Raw genomic sequence first — 17,775 nt, forward strand, 5'->3', positions numbered from 1 at the left:
GTTTTTTATTTGCGTTCCGCCAACACCTTCAGTGCCTGCGCCGCCGCCCGCTCCTGCCCGGCCTGGGCCGTCGCATTCGCCGAGTCGCGCCAACGTTGTGCATCTACATTCGCCGGCAACTGGCTCGGGCGCTGAGTGAGGATTGCCCAACTGCCGGCGCTTTTCCATTTGGACTCAAAGTCGCTGAAGCTCATCAACAAACGTCGATCCATGCCAGAGCGCAACAACACCGTACTTTTCTGCTGATTGAACCCCACTACGACCACGTAGTGCGCGTCCGACCACAGCCCGCCACCGATCCGCGCCATCACTGGATAACCCGCTGCCACCTGTGCCAGCACCGCTGTCAGCTTGGCGTCCAGCGGGTACACCATCAGCCCGTACTCGCGCGCCAGCACCTGCATGTTGCGCTCAAGGTCCGCTTCGCCGCCCGGCAAATGCAGCGGTTTATCCAATAGCCCCGGTGTCATGACAATGCCTTGTTGCGACAGCATGCTGGCTAAAGACGTAGGACCGCCCTGATAAGCCTCGCTGCGAAAGGTCGGCACGCCATTGAGCTCGACGCGCTCCGGCAGGCCCGCCAGTCTCGACGGAGTGGAGGAACACGCCGCAAGGCCCAAGGCACACGCGAGGAACAAGGATGTTTTCAGGTTCGACCGTAACCGCAATTTTCTACTCTCTTGATCAACTGCCGGTAAGGGCCCTGATCATAGGACGCTCTGCCACGCGGGTATAGCCCGCAGGCTTAGTAAAGGACGCGGATAGAGCAAAGAAGTTGGACAGACACGACCATTGGTCAATAGCAGGCAACCGTCAGCTAGCTAGACTGTCCATTGAGAAGACTGTGTGTGCCCCCTGGGGGCGAAAGGAGGCCGGAATGAGCCTTGCAACAACGATTGTCCTGTTGATATGCGGTTGGCTGGCGGTAGCCGGCGCCATGTTGTGGGGGGTGTTGCGCATCACCCGTCGGCACCATCACCCCCACGTCAAACCCGCTGCACCCGCCAAACCCCATAAGGTCGCGGTACATCACGCCTAGCCAGGCATGCAATTGAAGTCCTGAGTCGCCGCGACCTCCTTGCCGTGACCATCCATCAAGGATGCGCGCACGGTGGTGCCCAAGCTCGACTCCACCAGGGTGTAGTGCTCACCCGCCTTGAAATCCTTGTATTCGACCCGACCCTGGCAGTCCTGATGGTTGTCGTCGCCTGGCTCCTCCTCAAACAGCGTCACATCCAGGCGATGATCCCCCGGCGTCACCTCGAAGAAACGTCCGTCATCCACGCGCTTGCCGTCCACGCGTTCGGCCATCAGGTCGTTAGGGGCTTCTTCTTTCAAACCGATCCACGCTTCGCTCGGGTCGGCCTTGGGAATCGGGCCGGCGCACGCCGACAACAACAGCACAGCAGCGAGGGCCGGGATCAATAACAAGGGTTTGAGTGACATGGCAGGGCTCCAAAGAAGGACGATGTGTCCGATGGGTTACAAGCTTGGGGAGCCACCCTTTGTAGAACAAATGAATACAGATGAAACGATCTTCAGCCCCTTCCTAAATGTTCCTTCACCTGGCTGAAAGGTGCGTGTTAGGTGGGTCGGGCAAGACTGCCGGGGTTTGCAATCCTGCTCCCTCCGGAGGTTTCACGCATGCTCGGGCTGGTAAAGACCGCACTGCAAAAGCCGTACACGTTTATCGTGTTGGCCATATTCATCTGCATCATCGGGCCGATGGCGGCCCTGCGTACCCCCACTGACGTTTTTCCGGACATTGGCATTCCCGTGGTCGCCGTAGTCTGGCAGTACAACGGTCTGTCGCCGGACGCCATGGCTGGCCGGGTGATCTACACCTATGAACGCTCCCTGAGCACCACGGTTAACGACATCGAGCATATCGAGTCGCAATCCTTGCCCGGCATGGGCATTGTCAAAATTTTCTTCCAACCCGGCGTGGATATCCGCACCGCCAACGCCCAGGTGACGGCGGTATCACAAACCGTGCTCAAGCAGATGCCACCGGGCATCACGCCGCCGCTGATCCTCAACTACAGCGCCTCCACGGTGCCGATTTTGCAGATGGCGTTCTCCAGCCCCAGCCTCTCGGAAGCCAAGATCCGCGACCTGGTGCAGAACAACATTCGCCTGCCCCTGAGCGCCCTGCCCGGCCTGGCCATGCCCACACCGATGGGCGGCAAGCAACGCCAGATCACCCTGGACCTCGACCCGCAGGCGCTGGCCGCCAAAGGTTTATCGGCCCAAGACGTCGGCAATGCCTTGGCGCTGCAGAACCAGATCATCCCGGTGGGCACCGCCAAACTCGGTCCCAACGAATACACCATCTTGCTCAACAACAGCCCCAAAGCCATCGACGAGCTGAATGACCTGCCGATCAAAACGGTCGACGGAGCCTTGATCACCATCGGCCAGGTCGCCCACGTGCGTGACGGCTCGCCGCCGCAGACCAACATCGTACGCGTCGACGGCCACCGCGCAGTCCTCATGCCAGCATTGAAAAACGGCAGCATCTCCACCCTGTCGATCATCGACGGCATCCGCCAGATGCTGCCGCGCATCAACGAAACCCTGCCGCCGTCGCTGAAGACCTCGCTGCTGGGGGATGCCTCGGTGTTCGTGAAACAGTCAGTGGGCAGCGTGGCCCAGGAAGGCATCATCGCCGCGCTGTTGACCAGTGCGATGATTCTGCTGTTCCTCGGCAGTTGGCGTTCCACGATCATTATTGCCGCCTCGATTCCCCTGGCCGTGCTGTCGGCCATCGCGCTGTTGGCGGTCAGCGGGCAAACCCTCAACGTGATGACCCTCGGCGGGCTGGCGTTGGCGGTGGGGATCCTGGTGGACGACGCCACGGTGACCATCGAAAACATCAACTGGCACCTGGAACAAGGCAAGGCGGTGAAGACCGCGATTCTCGACGGCGCCGCACAGATCGTCGGCCCGGCGTTCGTCTCGCTGCTGTGTATTTGCATCGTTTTCGTGCCGATGTTCTTGCTGCAAGGCATCGCCGGTTATCTGTTCCGGCCGATGGCCCTGGCGGTGATCTTTGCCATGGCCAGTTCTTTCATTCTGTCGCGTACGCTGGTGCCGACGCTGGCAATGTTCCTGCTCAAGCCGCACGCCCCGGAGCAAGGTGCAGGGCACCATCCAGAAGATGAATTCATCAATCATCACGAGGGTGAGCAGCATCAGAAACAGCGCAATGCCGTGCTGCAATCGGTGCTGAATTTCCAACAGGGTTTCGAGCGGCATTTCTCGAACATCCGCGACACCTATCACGGCCTGCTGACCTTGGCCCTGGGCAATCGCAAGCGTTTTATCGTCGGTTTCCTGGCCTGTGTGCTGGCATCGTTCCTGCTGCTGCCAAGCCTTGGCCAGGACTTCTTCCCGGCCACCGACGCGGGCGCCTTGGCCCTGCACGTGCGCCTGCCACTGGGCACGCGCATCGAAGAAAGCGCTGCCGCCTTCGACCGTATCGAGGCGCGGATTCGTGAAGTGATTCCCGCCGAAGAACTCGACACCATCGTCGACAACATCGGCATCCCGCTCAGCGGTATCGACATGGCCTACAGCAGCAGCGGCACCATCGGCCCGCAGGACGGCGATATCCAGGTCACGCTGAAAAAAGACCACGCGCCCACCGCCGACTACGTAAAGAAATTGCGTGAAGCCCTGCCAGAAAGTTTCCCCGGCAGCCATTTCGCATTCCTGCCGGCAGACATCAGCAGCCAGATCCTCAACTTCGGCGCCCCGGCCCCTCTGGACGTGAAAATCTCCGGGCGCAGCGATGAAGAAAACCGCGCCTATGCGGTGGAACTGGAACGGCGCCTGCAACACGTACCGGGCATCGCCGACCTGCGCATCCAGCAGTCCACCGGCTACCCGTCCTTGCAGGTCAACGTCGACCGCCTGCGCGCCAATGGCCTGGGCATCACCGAGCGTGACGTGACCAACAGCATGGTCGCCTCCCTCGCCGGCAGCTCACAAGTGGCACCGACCTTCTGGCTCAACCCGGCCAACGGCGTGTCCTACTCCATCGTCGCCGCCACCCCGCAATACCGCCTCGACAGCCTGCCTTCGCTGGAAGCGCTGCCGGTGACCGGCGCCGACGGCCAGTCGCAGATCCTCGGCGGCGTGGCCACCATCTCCCGCGTGCAAAGCCCGGCGGTGGTGACCCACTACAACATCGAACCGACCCTGGACCTGTACGCCAACGTGCAAGGCCGCGATCTCGGCGGCGTGGCCCGTGATGTGCAGAAAGTGCTGGATGACACCGCCTCGATGCGCCCCAAAGGCGCAGTGATCAGCCTGCACGGACAGATCGATGCGCTGCATGAAGCCTTCAGCGGCTTGAGCCTTGGCCTGCTCGGTGCGGTAGTGCTGATCTACCTGCTGATCGTGGTCAACTTCCAGTCTTGGGTCGATCCGTTCGTGATCATCACCGCCTTGCCTGCGGCGCTGGCAGGGATCGTGTGGATGCTGTTCCTCAGCGGCACGTCCTTGTCGGTGCCCGCCTTGACCGGCGCGATCCTGTGCATGGGCGTGGCCACGGCCAACTCGATCCTGGTGGTGAGCTTCTGCCGCGAACGCCTGGCCGAACATGGCGATGCGCTAAAGGCCGCGCTGGAAGCCGGCTACACGCGCTTCCGCCCGGTGTGCATGACCGCCCTGGCGATGATCATCGGCATGTTGCCCCTGGCGATTTCCGAGGAGCAGAACGCCCCCCTCGGCCGTGCGGTGATCGGTGGCTTGATCCTCGCCACCACCGCCACCCTGTTGTTTGTCCCCGTGGTCTTCAGCCTGGTCCACGGCCGTCACCCTACTCGCGCCACTGCTGGAGAAACGCCTCATGTCGTCTGATCACAAACCCTCGCGCAAGCGTCTGATGCTCATGGGTGTCGGCGGCCTGACCCTGGCCGCCCTGTTGGTCGCCAACGGCCTGCATGCCCGCACGCTGCACGAACAATCGGTCACCGCCTGGACCGAAACCGCCGCCATCCCGCAGGTGATGGTGTTCCAACCGCAGCAGAATGTCGCCGGCGATACCCTGCGCTTGCCGGCGCACCTCGAAGCCTGGAGCAAGGCGCCGATTCACGCCCGTGTCAGCGGCTACTTGAAGGACTGGAAAGCCGACATCGGCACCCAGGTCAAAGCCGGGCAAATCCTCGCCGAGATCGACAGCCCTGACCTGGACCAGCAACTGGCGCAAACCCACGCCCGGCTGGTACAGGAACAGGCCAACGCACGCCTGGCCGAAACCACCGCCACCCGCTGGCAAAACCTGCTCGCCAGCCATTCGGTATCGCGCCAGGAGGCCGATGAAAAAACCTCCAATGCCGCCGCCGCAAAAGCCAACGCCGAAGCCGCCGCTGCCGACTATGCGCGGCTGTCCGCGCTGGAAAACTACAAGACAATCCGCGCGCCATTCGCGGGCACCATCACCGCGCGCAACACCGATATCGGCCAGTTGATCAAGGCCGACACCGACAGTGATCCGGAACTGTTCAACATCGCCGACACTCACCAACTGCGCCTGTATGTGCCTGTGCCGCAGAACTACGCGGCGGTCATCCACCCAGGCCTCGAAGCCGAACTGACCGTGCCCGAGCACCCCGGCGAACACTTCAAGGCGCACCTGATCGGTGATTCCACCGCCATCGACCGCCGTTCCGGCACCTTGCTCGCGCAGTTCGTGGCCGACAACCCCAACGGCGAATTGCTGCCCGGTGATTACGCCGAAGCCACCCTGCCGATACCGGCGGATACCCATGGCGTGAGCATCCCGGCCAGTGCATTGATCTTCCGTGCCCAAGGCACGCAAGTGGCGGTGTTGGATGCGCGCAATCATGTGCACCTACAGGACATTCACATCGGCCTCGACCTGGGCGAACGCCTGGTCATCGACCAAGGCCTGAAACCCGCCGACCGTGTGGTCGACAACCCGCCGGACGCCCTGCGTGAAGGCGACCCGGTACAACTGGCCGATGCCGCCGGAGGTGCGCATGCGCCTAAGGCTTAAACCCCTGGCAGCGCTGATGCTGCTGGCGTTGCAGGGCTGCTCGATGGCGCCGACCTACAAGGTGCCGAGCGTTGATTTGCCGGCCGGCTACCGCGAACAGACCAGCGATGGCCCCTGGCACAGCGCGCAACCGTCCGATCAACTGGCCCCCGAATGGTGGACGCTCTACCACGATTCGCGACTGAATGACCTGCAACAGCAACTGCTCAAGGCCAACCCGGATTTGACGGCGGCGCTGGCGCACTTCGACGCATCCCAGGCCTATGCCAGCCAGTTGCATGCGGGGTTGTTCCCGCAGATCACCGCCAGTGCGCAGCCGTTGCGCCAGCGCCAATCGGACTCGCGGCCACTGCGGGGCGATACGCAGCCGTCGGTGTACAACAGCAATACGGCAGGGTTTTCACTGAGCTACGACCTGGACCTGTGGGGCAAAATCCGCAACCAGGTCGCGGCCGGCGATGCCCAAGCGCAGGCGTCCGGCGATGATTTGGCGGTGGCGCGCTTGAGCCTGCAACATCAGTTGGCGACGTTGTACGTGCAGCTCAACGGGTTGGATGCGCAGGCGCGGATTCTCAACCGTTCACTGGAGGATTTCGGCCAGGCGTTGCAGCTGACCCGTAGCCGGTATGAGGGGCAGATTGCTTCGGAGCTGGACCTCACGCGCGCGCAGAATCAACTGGCCGAGGCCAAGGCGCAATGGGATGAAGTACGCGGGCAGCGCAATCTGACCGAGCACGCCATAGGAGAGCTGGTGGGTGTGGCAGCCAGCGATTTTTCGTTACCGCCGGGCCCGCAATTGATCGCCTTGCCGGGGATACCCTCGCAATTGCCTAGCCACCTGCTGCAACGTCGTCCGGATATTGCAGCGGCCGAGCGACGAGTGTTTGCCGCCAACGCCAACATCGGCGTGGCCAAGGCGGCGTGGTATCCAGATTTCAGTTTGACGGGGTTGATTGGCGGGCAGACTCAGGGGGTCGGCAACCTGCTGTCCGCGGGCAATCGCTATTGGGCATTGGGGCCGTTGGTCAATTTGCCGATCTTCGATGGCGGTCGTCTAAGCGCCAACGAACGCCAGGCCAAGGCCGAGTTTGAAGAGGCGTCGGCGCAGTACCGCAGCCAGGTGCTGAAAGCCGTGCGCGAAGTCGAGGACAACCTGGCGCAACTGCGGGATCTGCAGCAGGAAGCACAGGATGAACAAGCGGCAGCGGATGCAGCGCAGCACACGCAAGCACTGGCGATGAACAGCTATCAGGCGGGGGCCGTGAGTTATCTGGATGTGGTGACGGCGCAGACGGCGGCGTTACAGGCGCAGCGGACATTGCAGGCGGTGCAGACGCGGCAGTTGCAGGCGAGTGTCGGGCTGGTGACTGCGCTGGGTGGCGGCTGGCGACCCTCTTCCTGACACTGTCCATTCTCCGTAGGAGCCGGCTTGCCGGCGATAGCGNCGCTATCGCCGGCAAGCCGGCTCCTACGGAGGGCAGTGATGGCTTAGGCGGCGAGCTTGCCACAGGCGATTGCCGCCGACGCCGCGACCATTGCCCTGAGCAACACCGCACAGCCCGCCGCCAGATCATCCGGCGCGGCATTCTCGATTTCGTTATGGCTGATGCCACCTTCACAGGGCACAAAAATCATCCCCGCCGGCCCCAGCTCTGCGACAAAAATCGCGTCATGCCCGGCCCCGCTGACGATGTCCATGTTCGACAAACCCAGGCTATTTGCGGCATCGCGTACCGCATCCACACAGCCTTTGTCGAAGTACAACGGCGGGAAGTCAGCCGTGGGTTCCATTTCGAAACTCAGCCCATGTTTGGCGCAGGTGTCTTCAATGACCTGGCGCACTTGGGCAATCATCGAATCCAATCGCGCCGGTTCCAGGTGGCGGAAGTCCAGGGTCATGCGCACCTCACCCGGAATTACGTTGCGCGAGCCGGGATACGCCTGCAGGCAACCCACCGTGCCACACGCATGAGGCTGATGACCCAGCGCCGCCGCATTCACCGCCGCCACTACGGCCGCCGCGCCCACCAGGGCATCCTTGCGCAGGTGCATCGGCGTCGGCCCCGCATGAGCCTCAACGCCGCGCAGCTTCAGGTCGAACCACTTCTGCCCGAGGGCGCCAAGCACCACACCGATGGTTTTCTTCTCGTCCTCAAGAATCGGGCCTTGCTCGATGTGTGCTTCGAAATACGCACCCACCTTATGCCCACTGACCGGCCGCGAGCCCGCATAGCCAATCGCATTCAATGCATCGCCGACACTGACGCCGTCCACATCGACCTTGGCCAGTGTGTCCGCCAGGGTGAACTTCTCGGCGAACACGCCGGAGCCCATCATGCACGGCGGGAAGCGCGAGCCTTCCTCGTTGGTCCACACCACCACTTCCAGCGGCGCCTCGGTTTCCAACTTGAGGTCATTGAGCGTACGCAGCACTTCCACACCCGCCAGCACGCCAAAGCAACCGTCAAACTTGCCACCGGTGGGCTGGGTGTCGATGTGGCTGCCAGTCATCACCGGTGGCAGGTTCGGATCGCGCCCCGGACGACGGGCGAAAATGTTGCCGATGCCGTCGACGGTCACGGTGCAGCCGGCCTCTTCGCACCACTGCACGAACAGGTCGCGGGCCTTGCGGTCAAGGTCGGTAAGGGCCAGGCGACAGACGCCGCCCTTGGGGGTGGCGCCGAGCTTGGCCAGGTCCATCAGCGACTGCCACAGGCGGTCGCGGTTGATTTGCAGGACGTCGAGGGCAGCGTTCATGGGTGATCTCCTCAAGCTACATTTCTTATGGATTGACTCAATTCCATCAATGGAATGCGCTCCAACATGTGGTTTGCATTTCAAATTATCTACAGTGGTGTTTTCACCGCGACCGGGCTGGCCCCGCGTTTGGCATTCAGGCCGTAATACAGCAAGCCACCCAAGGCCGAACCGGTAAACCAGCCATAGCTGTAGAACCAGCTGAACGCATCGCTGCCCAGCGACAGCAAGGTCAGCACCACCGGCACGCCAAAGGCGATGAAGCCGCTCCAGTTCCACGCCGGGTAGATGTCGTCGCGGTATAGGCCGGCCAGATCAAGCTGCTGTTTGCGGGTGATGAAGTAGTCCACCACCATGATCCCGGCAATGGGCCCCAGCAGGCTTGAATAGCCCAGCAACCAGTTCGAATACACGGTTTCCAGGCTCACGTCGGACACGATCAGGCCGAGCTTTTTCAGCAGCTCATGGCCCATCAGCGCCAGCCCCACCAGGCCGGTCAGGATCACTGCCGTGGTGCGGTTGATCAGCTTGGGCGCGATGTTCTGGAAGTCATTGGTGGGCGACACAATGTTCGCCGCCGTGTTGGTAGACAAAGTCGCGACGATGATCAATGCCATCGCCACAGCCACCCACACCGGGCTCTGGATATGCCCGATCAGGGTCACCGGGTCGGACACGCTGACGCCCACCAGTTTCACCGAGGCGGCGGTCATGATCACGCCGAGGGCGGCGAACAGGAACATGGTCAGCGGCAGGCCGAAGATCTGCCCGAGGATCTGGTCCTTCTGGCTTTTGGCGTAGCGGCTGAAGTCCGGGATATTTAGCGATAGGGTGGCCCAGAAGCCCACCATCGCGGTGAGGCCGGCCATGAAGTAACCGGTGAGGCTCGCGCCCTCCGGGCGTTTCGGCGGGATCGCCATCAACTCACTGATCGACACATTGGGCATCGCCCACACCAGCAAGCCAATGCCCACCGCCACCAGCAACGGCGCCGACAAGGTTTCCAGGCGCTTGATCGATTCGGCACCGCGCAGCACCACCCACAAATTCAGGCACCAGAAAATCATGAAGCCGATCACTTCACCCGTGCCGTCGAGGGACTTCCAACCCTCGAAAATCGAGCCGAGGAACAGGTGGATCGCCAGCCCACCAAACATCGTCTGGATACCAAACCAGCCACAGGCCACCAGCGCGCGGATCAGGCACGGCACGTTGGAACCCAGGATGCCGAACGACGAGCGCAGCAGCACCGGAAACGGAATGCCGTACTTGGTGCCGGGGAAGGCGTTAAGCGTGAGCGGGATCAACACCACGATGTTTGCCAGCAGGATCGCCATCAGCGCCTCGCCTACCGATAAGCCGAAATACGCGGTGAGCACCCCGCCCAAGGTGTAGGTCGGCACGCAGATCGACATGCCGACCCACAGCGCGGTGATGTGCCACTTGTTCCAGGTGCGTTCGTGCACCTTGGTCGGTGCCATGTCGTGGTTGTAGCGCGGGCTGTCGAGGACGTCGGGGCCGGCGTCGAGTTCGTACAGGCCGTTGCGTTCAATGACTTGCGATCTGTTCTGTTGCATGGCCGCTCCACGGTTTTTTCGAATTATTTTTGCTCACCTGCACGGTGTGTGCCGGTGGCCGGAGTACCTCGTAAACAACATGACATCACGGGCCCGGCCAGCCGCCACTGCACTCAATAACCGTGCCGACAACCGATACCGCACCCACACCGCGTATATAACTGGCTGATGTTAATCAGCTTTCCGATTGAGCCTTCGGTACTTGCCGCGTTACTCAGGCTAGATAACGTGGAAGTTGCCCGAACGATCAGGACTCAATCTGGTGCAACACAATTATTTTTATTCACTGCCTTCGTCAAGAGGCATGTCTCAAGCGTCTGATTTGCAATAAGAAATGTTGATCAATTTAAGAACCTGTCAAGTGCGTCAAAATGGTGAGAGAGCGCTACATTTTGGTGATTTCAAATTTTTTGCCTTATTAATCAATGAATTAAACACGGTATAAGCTTATAAAAAATCTTCTTGCCCAATCGAAAAACTCGGGCTAGTTTCTATTCCTGTCACCGATGACAGGAATTAACCGACCATCGGTAAGCAGCATTACAACACTTAGAACTGGCACAAGCCGGTCAAGCCTGTGAGGAACTCGACATGTCGCTGTTGATCCGTGGCGCCACCGTTATTACCCATGATGAAAGTTACCGCGCCGACGTGTTATGCGCAGGCGGTCTAATTCGCGCCATTGGCACGAACTTGGATATTCCCGCCGGCACTGAAATACTCGATGGCAGCGGCCAATACTTGATGCCCGGCGGCATCGATCCCCATACCCATATGCAACTGCCCTTCATGGGCACCGTGGCCAGTGAAGACTTTTTCAGTGGCACGGCGGCAGGCCTGGCGGGCGGCACCACGTCGATCATCGACTTCGTAATTCCCAACCCACAGCAATCCTTGCTGGAAGCCTTCCACCAGTGGCGCGGCTGGGCGGAAAAATCCGCGTCCGACTATGGCTTCCATGTGGCGATCACTTGGTGGAGCGAGCAGGTGCGCGAGGAAATGGCCGAGCTGGTCAGCCACCACGGCATCAACAGCTTCAAGCATTTCATGGCCTACAAGAACGCGATCATGGCGGCGGACGACACCCTGGTCGCCAGCTTCGAGCGCTGCCTGGAACTGGGCGCAGTGCCCACGGTGCATGCCGAGAACGGCGAGTTGGTGTATCACCTGCAACGCAAGCTGATGGCCCAGGGCATCACCGGGCCGGAAGCGCACCCGCTGTCGCGTCCTTCGCAAGTCGAAGGCGAAGCCGCCAGCCGCGCCATCCGCATCGCCGAGACCATCGGCACGCCGCTTTACCTGGTGCATGTGTCCACCAAAGAAGCGCTGGACGAAATCACCTACGCCCGTGGCAAGGGCCAGCCAGTCTACGGCGAAGTCCTCGCCGGCCACCTGCTGCTGGACGACAGCGTCTACCAGCACCCCGACTGGCAAACCGCCGCCGGCTATGTAATGAGCCCGCCGTTCCGCCCGCGCGGGCATCAGGAGGCGCTGTGGCACGGCCTGCAATCCGGCAACCTGCACACCACCGCCACCGATCACTGCTGCTTCTGCGCCGAGCAAAAAGCCGCCGGCCGTGACGACTTCAGCAAGATCCCCAACGGCACCGCCGGTATCGAAGACCGCATGGCGCTGCTGTGGGACGAAGGCGTCAACACCGGGCGTCTGTCCATGCAGGAGTTCGTCGCACTGACTTCCACCAACACCGCGAAGATTTTCAACCTCTACCCGCGCAAAGGCGCGATTCGCGTGGGTGCGGATGCGGACTTGGTGCTGTGGGACCCAGAGGGTACGCGAACCATTTCCGCCAAGACCCACCATCAGCAAGTCGACTTCAACATCTTCGAAGGCAAGACCGTGCGCGGCGTGCCGAGCCACACCATCAGCCAGGGCAAGCTTGTGTGGGCCGATGGCGACCTGCGCGCCGAGCGCGGTGCCGGGCGGTATGTCGAGCGGCCGACGTATCCGCCGGTGTTCGAGCAGTTGAGCAAGCGGGCGGAGCGTTCCAGGCCCACTGCAGTGAAACGCTAAAAGCGGCCTTCGGCCTATCGCGGGCAAGTCGAATCGTCGCACCGCCGGCTCCCACATTTGAACGATGTGAACCCGATCCCATGTGGGAGCTGGCTTGCCTGCGATAAAGCCAGCAACGGCAACACAAAAACCAATGCCCATCAGAGGCAGCACCTCAATAACCGTGAGGCCACCACCGTGATCCAGACCCTGACCCACCTCCCCCATCCCGTTGAGGATGGCGCCACCCTCGCCAGCCACTTCACCGACCTGGCACCGCCCCTCAATGCGCGCCAGGCGCAACTGGAAGCGTCGCGCTGCTTGTATTGCTACGATGCACCGTGCGTGAACGCGTGCCCCAGCGAGATCGATATCCCCTCGTTTATCCGCAATATCCACACCGAAAACGTGCAAGGCGCGGCGCAGAAAATCCTCTCGGCCAATATCCTCGGCGGCAGTTGCGCGCGGGTCTGCCCCACGGAGATTTTGTGCCAGCAGGCCTGCGTGCGTAACAACGCCGAAGAGTGCGCACCGGTGCTGATCGGCCTGCTGCAACGTTATGCCGTCGACAATGCCCACTTCACCGAGCATCCCTTCCACCGCGCCGCGTCCACCGGCAAGCGCATCGCCGTGGTCGGTGCCGGCCCCGCTGGCCTGGCTTGCGCCCACCGCAGTGCGTTGCACGGTCATGACGTGGTGATCTTCGAAGCGCGGGAAAAGGCCGGCGGCCTGAATGAATACGGGATCGCCAAGTACAAGCTGGTGGATGACTTCGCGCAAAAGGAGCTGGATTTCCTGCTGCAGATCGGTGGCATCGAGATTCGCCACGGCCAGCGCCTGGGTGACAACCTCACGCTCAGTGAACTGCACCAGCAATTCGACTCAGTGTTCCTCGGCCTCGGCTTGGCCGCCAGCAAACAACTCGGCCTGCCCCATGAAGACGCCCCCGGCCTGCTCGCCGCCACCGACTACATTCGCGAGCTGCGCCAGGCCGATGACCTGACCCAACTGCCCCTGGCCGACCGCTGCATCGTGCTCGGCGCCGGCAACACCGCCATCGACATGGCCGTGCAGATGGCCCGTCTCGGTGCGCGCGATGTGAACCTCGTCTACCGGCGTGGCTTGGCGGACATGGGCGCCACTCATCACGAACAGGACATCGCCAAGGCCAACCAGGTCCGCCTGCTGACCTGGGCCCAGCCGGAGGCCGTGCTGCTGGACGATCAGGGCCATGTGCGTGGCATGCGCTTCTTGCGCACTCGCATGGAAAACGGCCGTTTGCACTCGACCGGCGAAACCTTCGAACTGGCGGCCGATGCGATCTTCAAGGCCATCGGCCAGGGCTTCGACAGCGAGGCACTGCATGATCCACTGGCCCAGCAACTGCAGCGTGTCGGTGAACGGATCTTTGTCGATGAGCAGCTGCGCACCAGCATTCCCGGGGTGTACGCGGGCGGCGATTGCGTCAGCCTCGGCCAGGACCTCACCGTGCAAGCCGTGCAACACGGCAAGCTGGCCGCCGAGGCCATCCATGCCCAACTCATGCTGAATGTGGAGGCTGCGTAATGGCCGATCTCTCGATTGTATTTGCCGGTATCAAAGCCCCTAACCCGTTCTGGCTGGCCTCCGCGCCGCCTACCGACAAGGCCTACAACGTGGTGCGCGCCTTCGAAGCCGGTTGGGGCGGCGTGGTGTGGAAAACCCTGGGCGAAGATCCGGCGGCGGTCAACGTGTCGTCGCGTTACTCGGCGCATTACGGCGCCAACCGTGAAGTGCTGGGCATCAACAATATCGAGCTGATCACCGACCGCTCGCTGGAGATCAACCTGCGGGAAATCACCCAGGTGAAAAAGGATTGGCCCGACCGCGCGCTGATCGTGTCGCTGATGGTGCCGTGCGTCGAGGAATCCTGGAAAAACATCCTGCCGCTGGTGGAAGCCACGGGTTGCGACGGCATCGAACTGAACTTCGGTTGCCCCCACGGCATGCCGGAGCGTGGCATGGGCGCGGCGGTGGGCCAGGTGCCGGAATATGTGGAACAGGTGACGCGCTGGTGCAAGACGTATTGCTCGCTGCCGGTGATCGTCAAGCTCACGCCGAATATCACCGACATCCGCGTGGCGGCGCGGGCAGCGTATCGCGGCGGCGCGGATGCGGTGTCGCTGATCAACACCATCAACTCCATCACCAGCGTCGACCTGGAACGCATGGTCGCGCTGCCCGTCGTCGGCACGCAAAGCACCCACGGCGGTTATTGCGGCTCGGCGGTCAAGCCGATCGCGCTGAACATGGTCGCCGAAATCGCCCGCGACCCGCAGACCCAAGGCCTGCCGATCTGCGGCATTGGCGGCATCGGCAATTGGCGTGACGCGGCGGAGTTTGTCGCCCTGGGCTGCGGTGCGGTGCAGGTGTGCACGGCGGCGATGCTGCATGGGTTTCGGATTGTGGAGGAGATGAAGGACGGGCTGTCACGATGGATGGACAGTCAGGGATACAAAAGCCTGCAGGATTTTTCCGGGCGGGCGGTGGGAAATACGACGGATTGGAAGTACCTGGACATCAACTATCAGGTGATTGCGAAGATCGATCAGGAGGCGTGCATTGGCTGTGGGCGTTGCCATATTGCCTGTGAGGACACCTCGCACCAGGCCATCTCCAGTTTGAAACAGGCGGATGGCACGCATAAATACGAGGTGATCGATGACGAGTGCGTGGGCTGCAACCTGTGCCAGATCACCTGCCCGGTGGCGGACTGTATCGAGATGGTGCCGATGGACACGGGCAAGCCATTTTTGAATTGGACGCAGGATCCGAGGAACCCATACAGGGAGGCTGTGTAACCCGAAATATTGTGGTGAGCGAGCTTGCCTCGCGCGGGGCAAGCCCGCTCACCACAAAAATGGGATGAGCTCACCGATATCAAGGCTCCAATCCAATCCCCCGCAAAATCACACCTGTCACCGTCTGTATCGCTCTCTCGAACTGCATATCCGACAACGGCTGGTGCTCATTCAAGATCTTCACCTGATGATCAAAGTCGGCATAGTGCTGGGTCGAGGCCCAGATCATGTATAGCAGGCTCGACGGCTCCACCGGCAGGATGCGTTTGTCTTCCACCCACTGGCGAATTTTCGCTTCCTTCATCTTGGCCCAGTCGTACAGGCTCTCATCCAGCGCCTCACCGAGCGTCGGCGCGCCGTGGATGATTTCATTGGCCCAGACTTTTGAACCATACGGCCGCGTGCGCGAGCGCTGCATCTTGGCGCGGATGTAGCTGCTGAGCACCACCCGTGGATCGTCGAAGGTCTCGAAACTCAGGGCATCCTGCTTCCATACTTCCAGCAGGTCGAACAGTACCGCGCTGTACAGCTCGCTCTTGGTGGTGAAGTAGTAATGCAGGTTGGAGCGCGGCAATTGCGCTTCTTCGGCGATATCCGCCATGGCGGTGCTGCCGTAGCCTTTTTCGGCGAAGATTTTCTCCGCCGCCAGCAGAATTTTCTCGACGTTGACCCGACGAATTCCGATCTTGTGATTGCCCATAAGGGCTCCCTGACAACAACTTGGCTTAAAGACTACCATCGGCTCTAGATCGCGGCGACAGGCCATAATGAAACTTCTGACGCGAACCTTTCCCCTGCAAATCGGATTGGTTAGGATCGCGGTCCCCATGAAGGATCATTGCAATGACTATTCGACCTCGCGTGGCCACTGACGACCCCATGCTGGGCGCACTCTGGGAGCGCTCGGTGCGGGCCACCCATGACTTCCTCCCCGAGGATGACATTCAACGTCTGCTACCCCTGGTGCGCGACACCTACCTGCCCATGCCCGCACTGGATGTGTGGGTGTATGAGGACCAGAACGGCATCGCCGGCTTCATCGGCACTGGCGGGCACAACGTGGAAATGCTGTTTATCGAGCCCGACCGCCGTGGCCAGGGCATCGGCCGCCAATTGCTGGACCACGCCCGCGCCCGTCACGACGCCCTCACGGTGGACGTGAACGAACAAAACCCCCAGGCCGTGGGTTTCTACCTGCATTATGGTTTTATCCAGGTCGCGCGCTCGCCGCTGGATGGCGAAGGCAAGCCCTTTCCCTTGCTGCACATGACTCTACCGACTCCCTGACCTTGAAGGTATTGAACAATGTTGATCAAGAAAAGCCTCACCACCGTCGCCCTGCTCGCCTCCCTGCTGGGAGCCTCCGCTGCATTTGCCCACGCGCACCTCAAGAGCGCTGAACCGGCGGCCGACAGCAGCGTCAGCGCGCCTAAAGACCTGCGCCTGACCTTCAGCGAAGGCGTCGAGGCCACCTTCACCAAAGTGTCCCTGAGCAAGGACGGCACCGAAGTCGCCATCAAGGGCCTGGAAACACCGGACGCCGACAAAAAAATCCTGGTCGTCACTCCGGCCGCACCCTTGGCGGCCGGTCACTACAAAGTGGTGTGGAACGCGGTCTCGGTCGACACTCATAAGAGCAACGGTGAATACAGCTTCAAGGTCGGCCAATAACCCATGGCAACGCTGCTGGTGCTGTGCCGTTTCCTGCACTTCATCGTCGTGCTGCTGATGTTCGGGGCTTGTGCATTCAGGCCCTGGCTGCTCGGCGCTGAAGCGCAACCGGCGCTGGACCGGCAACTTGAGCGCATCACCCGCGGGCTGGCCTGGCTGGCATTATTCTCTGGCGTGGCCTGGCTGCTGTTGATTACCGCCAGCATGGCGGGCAGCTGGGACGCGGCGCTGCAACCGGCCACCGTGCAGTTGGTGCTGGGCAAGACCTTCTTTGGCCAGGTGTGGGTGTGGCACCTGTTGCTGAACCTGTTGCTGGTGATCGTGCTGGCCAAACCCTGGCGGATGCTGCGCCTGCCGGTCATTGCGCTGCTGCTGGCGACCTTGGCGCCAGTGGGCCATGGCGCCATGCTCGATGGGCTCAGCGGCCAGTTGCTGATCCTCAATCAGGTGGTGCACCTGGTGTGCGTCGGTGCATGGCTCGGCGGCTTGCTGTTGCTGGTGTTGATCCTCAGGCAATCGCCAACCCTGGTACTTGAGCCGATCCTGCGGCGGTTCAGCGGCGTGGGTTATGGGCTGGTCGCCGGGTTGCTGGTGACCGGCTTGATCAACGTGCGCGTACTGACCGGGCAATTCTGGCCCACGCCGTTGTTCAACGGGTTCGCGCTGATCCTGTTGATCAAAGTATTTCTGGTGCTGGGCATGCTGGCGTTGGCGCTGCTGAACCGGCTGCGTATCGAGCGCTGTGAACAACGCCTGGGCAGTTTGAACTCCAGTGTGATGCTGGAGTGGCTGCTGGGTGTTGCAGCGGTGGCCGCCGTCTCGCTGTTGGGTACCCTTCCGCCGATGGTCATGGCTGCCTGAATCCCGCGTTGCAACTCACTCAACTGTAGGAGCC

The 17,775-nt window shown here is 61.6% G+C and carries 15 protein-coding genes; 10 read left to right on the top strand and 5 right to left on the bottom strand.

Annotated features, from left to right (window positions below; genetic code table 11):
• Positions 1 to 5: 5 nt before the first annotated feature.
• On the bottom strand, positions 6 to 668 hold the full coding sequence (locus tag U367_RS0110790) for a C39 family peptidase (RefSeq protein WP_050587865.1): 663 nt from the start codon (positions 666 to 668) through the stop codon (positions 6 to 8).
• Positions 669 to 877: 209 nt separating this feature from the next.
• On the opposite strand from U367_RS0110790, the gene U367_RS1000000132065 reads away from it, so the two are divergent.
• Positions 878 to 1,039, top strand: a complete 162-nt coding sequence (locus tag U367_RS1000000132065; protein ID WP_016978011.1) for a hypothetical protein — start codon at positions 878 to 880, stop codon at positions 1,037 to 1,039.
• Here U367_RS1000000132065 and U367_RS0110800 read toward each other — a convergent pair.
• A complete protein-coding gene (locus U367_RS0110800) occupies positions 1,036 to 1,446 on the bottom strand; it encodes a PA0061/PA0062 family lipoprotein (protein ID WP_028616941.1) in 411 nt (136 codons plus the stop codon). The two genes, U367_RS1000000132065 and U367_RS0110800, sit on opposite strands and share 4 nt — an antisense overlap.
• Before the next feature lie 198 nt (positions 1,447 to 1,644).
• Here U367_RS0110800 and U367_RS0110805 point away from each other — a divergent pair, with 198 nt between their 5' ends.
• From U367_RS0110805 to U367_RS0110815, 3 genes are read left to right on the top strand one after another with little or no spacing between them, the layout of a single operon-like run.
• The gene (locus U367_RS0110805) at positions 1,645 to 4,866 is read left to right on the top strand and encodes an efflux RND transporter permease subunit (protein ID WP_028616942.1); all 3,222 of its coding nucleotides are present in this window, start codon (positions 1,645 to 1,647) and stop codon (positions 4,864 to 4,866) included.
• Positions 4,856 to 6,025, top strand: coding sequence for an efflux RND transporter periplasmic adaptor subunit (locus U367_RS0110810; protein WP_028616943.1), 1,170 nt, complete (start codon positions 4,856 to 4,858; stop codon positions 6,023 to 6,025). The genes U367_RS0110805 and U367_RS0110810 overlap by 11 nt, the downstream gene beginning before the upstream one ends.
• Positions 6,009 to 7,427 carry an efflux transporter outer membrane subunit gene (locus U367_RS0110815; RefSeq protein WP_028616944.1) on the top strand — a complete coding sequence of 473 codons (1,419 nt, stop codon included), beginning with the start codon at positions 6,009 to 6,011 and terminating at the stop codon, positions 7,425 to 7,427. Before U367_RS0110810 ends, U367_RS0110815 begins: the two co-directional genes overlap by 17 nt.
• An 86-nt stretch (positions 7,428 to 7,513) precedes the next feature.
• Here U367_RS0110815 and U367_RS0110820 read toward each other — a convergent pair whose 3' ends face one another.
• Complete coding sequence (locus U367_RS0110820; RefSeq protein WP_028616945.1) at positions 7,514 to 8,782, bottom strand: Zn-dependent hydrolase; 1,269 nt, start codon at positions 8,780 to 8,782, stop codon at positions 7,514 to 7,516.
• Between the two features lie 89 nt (positions 8,783 to 8,871).
• Positions 8,872 to 10,359, bottom strand: coding sequence for an NCS1 family nucleobase:cation symporter-1 (locus tag U367_RS0110825; RefSeq protein ID WP_028616946.1), 1,488 nt, complete (start codon positions 10,357 to 10,359; stop codon positions 8,872 to 8,874).
• Positions 10,360 to 10,950: 591 nt separating this feature from the next.
• On the opposite strand from U367_RS0110825, the gene hydA reads away from it, so the two are divergent.
• The 3 genes from hydA to preA all read left to right on the top strand — a co-directional run bounded on the left by hydA (position 10,951) and on the right by preA (position 15,209).
• Entirely contained in the window at positions 10,951 to 12,390 is a 1,440-nt protein-coding gene (gene hydA, locus U367_RS0110830; RefSeq protein WP_028616947.1) for a dihydropyrimidinase, read from the top strand.
• A 177-nt stretch (positions 12,391 to 12,567) separates the two neighbouring features.
• Entirely contained in the window at positions 12,568 to 13,935 is a 1,368-nt protein-coding gene (locus U367_RS0110835) for an NAD(P)-dependent oxidoreductase (RefSeq protein ID WP_028616948.1), read from the top strand.
• Complete coding sequence (gene preA / locus U367_RS0110840; protein WP_016978002.1) at positions 13,935 to 15,209, top strand: NAD-dependent dihydropyrimidine dehydrogenase subunit PreA; 1,275 nt, start codon at positions 13,935 to 13,937, stop codon at positions 15,207 to 15,209. The genes U367_RS0110835 and preA overlap by 1 nt, the downstream gene beginning before the upstream one ends.
• Before the next feature lie 79 nt (positions 15,210 to 15,288).
• Here the strand turns inward: preA and U367_RS0110845 are convergent, their stop codons facing one another.
• Entirely contained in the window at positions 15,289 to 15,909 is a 621-nt protein-coding gene (locus U367_RS0110845) for a TetR/AcrR family transcriptional regulator (RefSeq protein ID WP_028616949.1), read from the bottom strand.
• A 143-nt stretch (positions 15,910 to 16,052) separates the two neighbouring features.
• On the opposite strand from U367_RS0110845, the gene U367_RS0110850 reads away from it, so the two are divergent.
• Genes U367_RS0110850 through copD form a run of 3 tightly spaced genes read left to right on the top strand, consistent with a single transcriptional unit; the run spans position 16,053 to position 17,741 of the window.
• Positions 16,053 to 16,496 carry a GNAT family N-acetyltransferase gene (locus tag U367_RS0110850; protein WP_028616950.1) on the top strand — a complete coding sequence of 148 codons (444 nt, stop codon included), beginning with the start codon at positions 16,053 to 16,055 and terminating at the stop codon, positions 16,494 to 16,496.
• 18 nt (positions 16,497 to 16,514) lie between these two features.
• Positions 16,515 to 16,880: a copper homeostasis periplasmic binding protein CopC gene (copC, locus tag U367_RS0110855; protein ID WP_028616951.1), complete on the top strand. Its 366-nt coding sequence runs from the start codon at positions 16,515 to 16,517 to the stop codon at positions 16,878 to 16,880.
• Between the two features lie 3 nt (positions 16,881 to 16,883).
• Complete coding sequence (copD, locus tag U367_RS0110860; protein ID WP_028616952.1) at positions 16,884 to 17,741, top strand: copper homeostasis membrane protein CopD; 858 nt, start codon at positions 16,884 to 16,886, stop codon at positions 17,739 to 17,741.
• The last annotated feature ends 34 nt before the right edge of the window (positions 17,742 to 17,775 follow it).

Origin of the sequence: Pseudomonas canadensis, from assembly GCF_000503215.1 — a bacterium.
Taxonomy (GTDB): domain Bacteria; phylum Pseudomonadota; class Gammaproteobacteria; order Pseudomonadales; family Pseudomonadaceae; genus Aquipseudomonas; species Aquipseudomonas canadensis.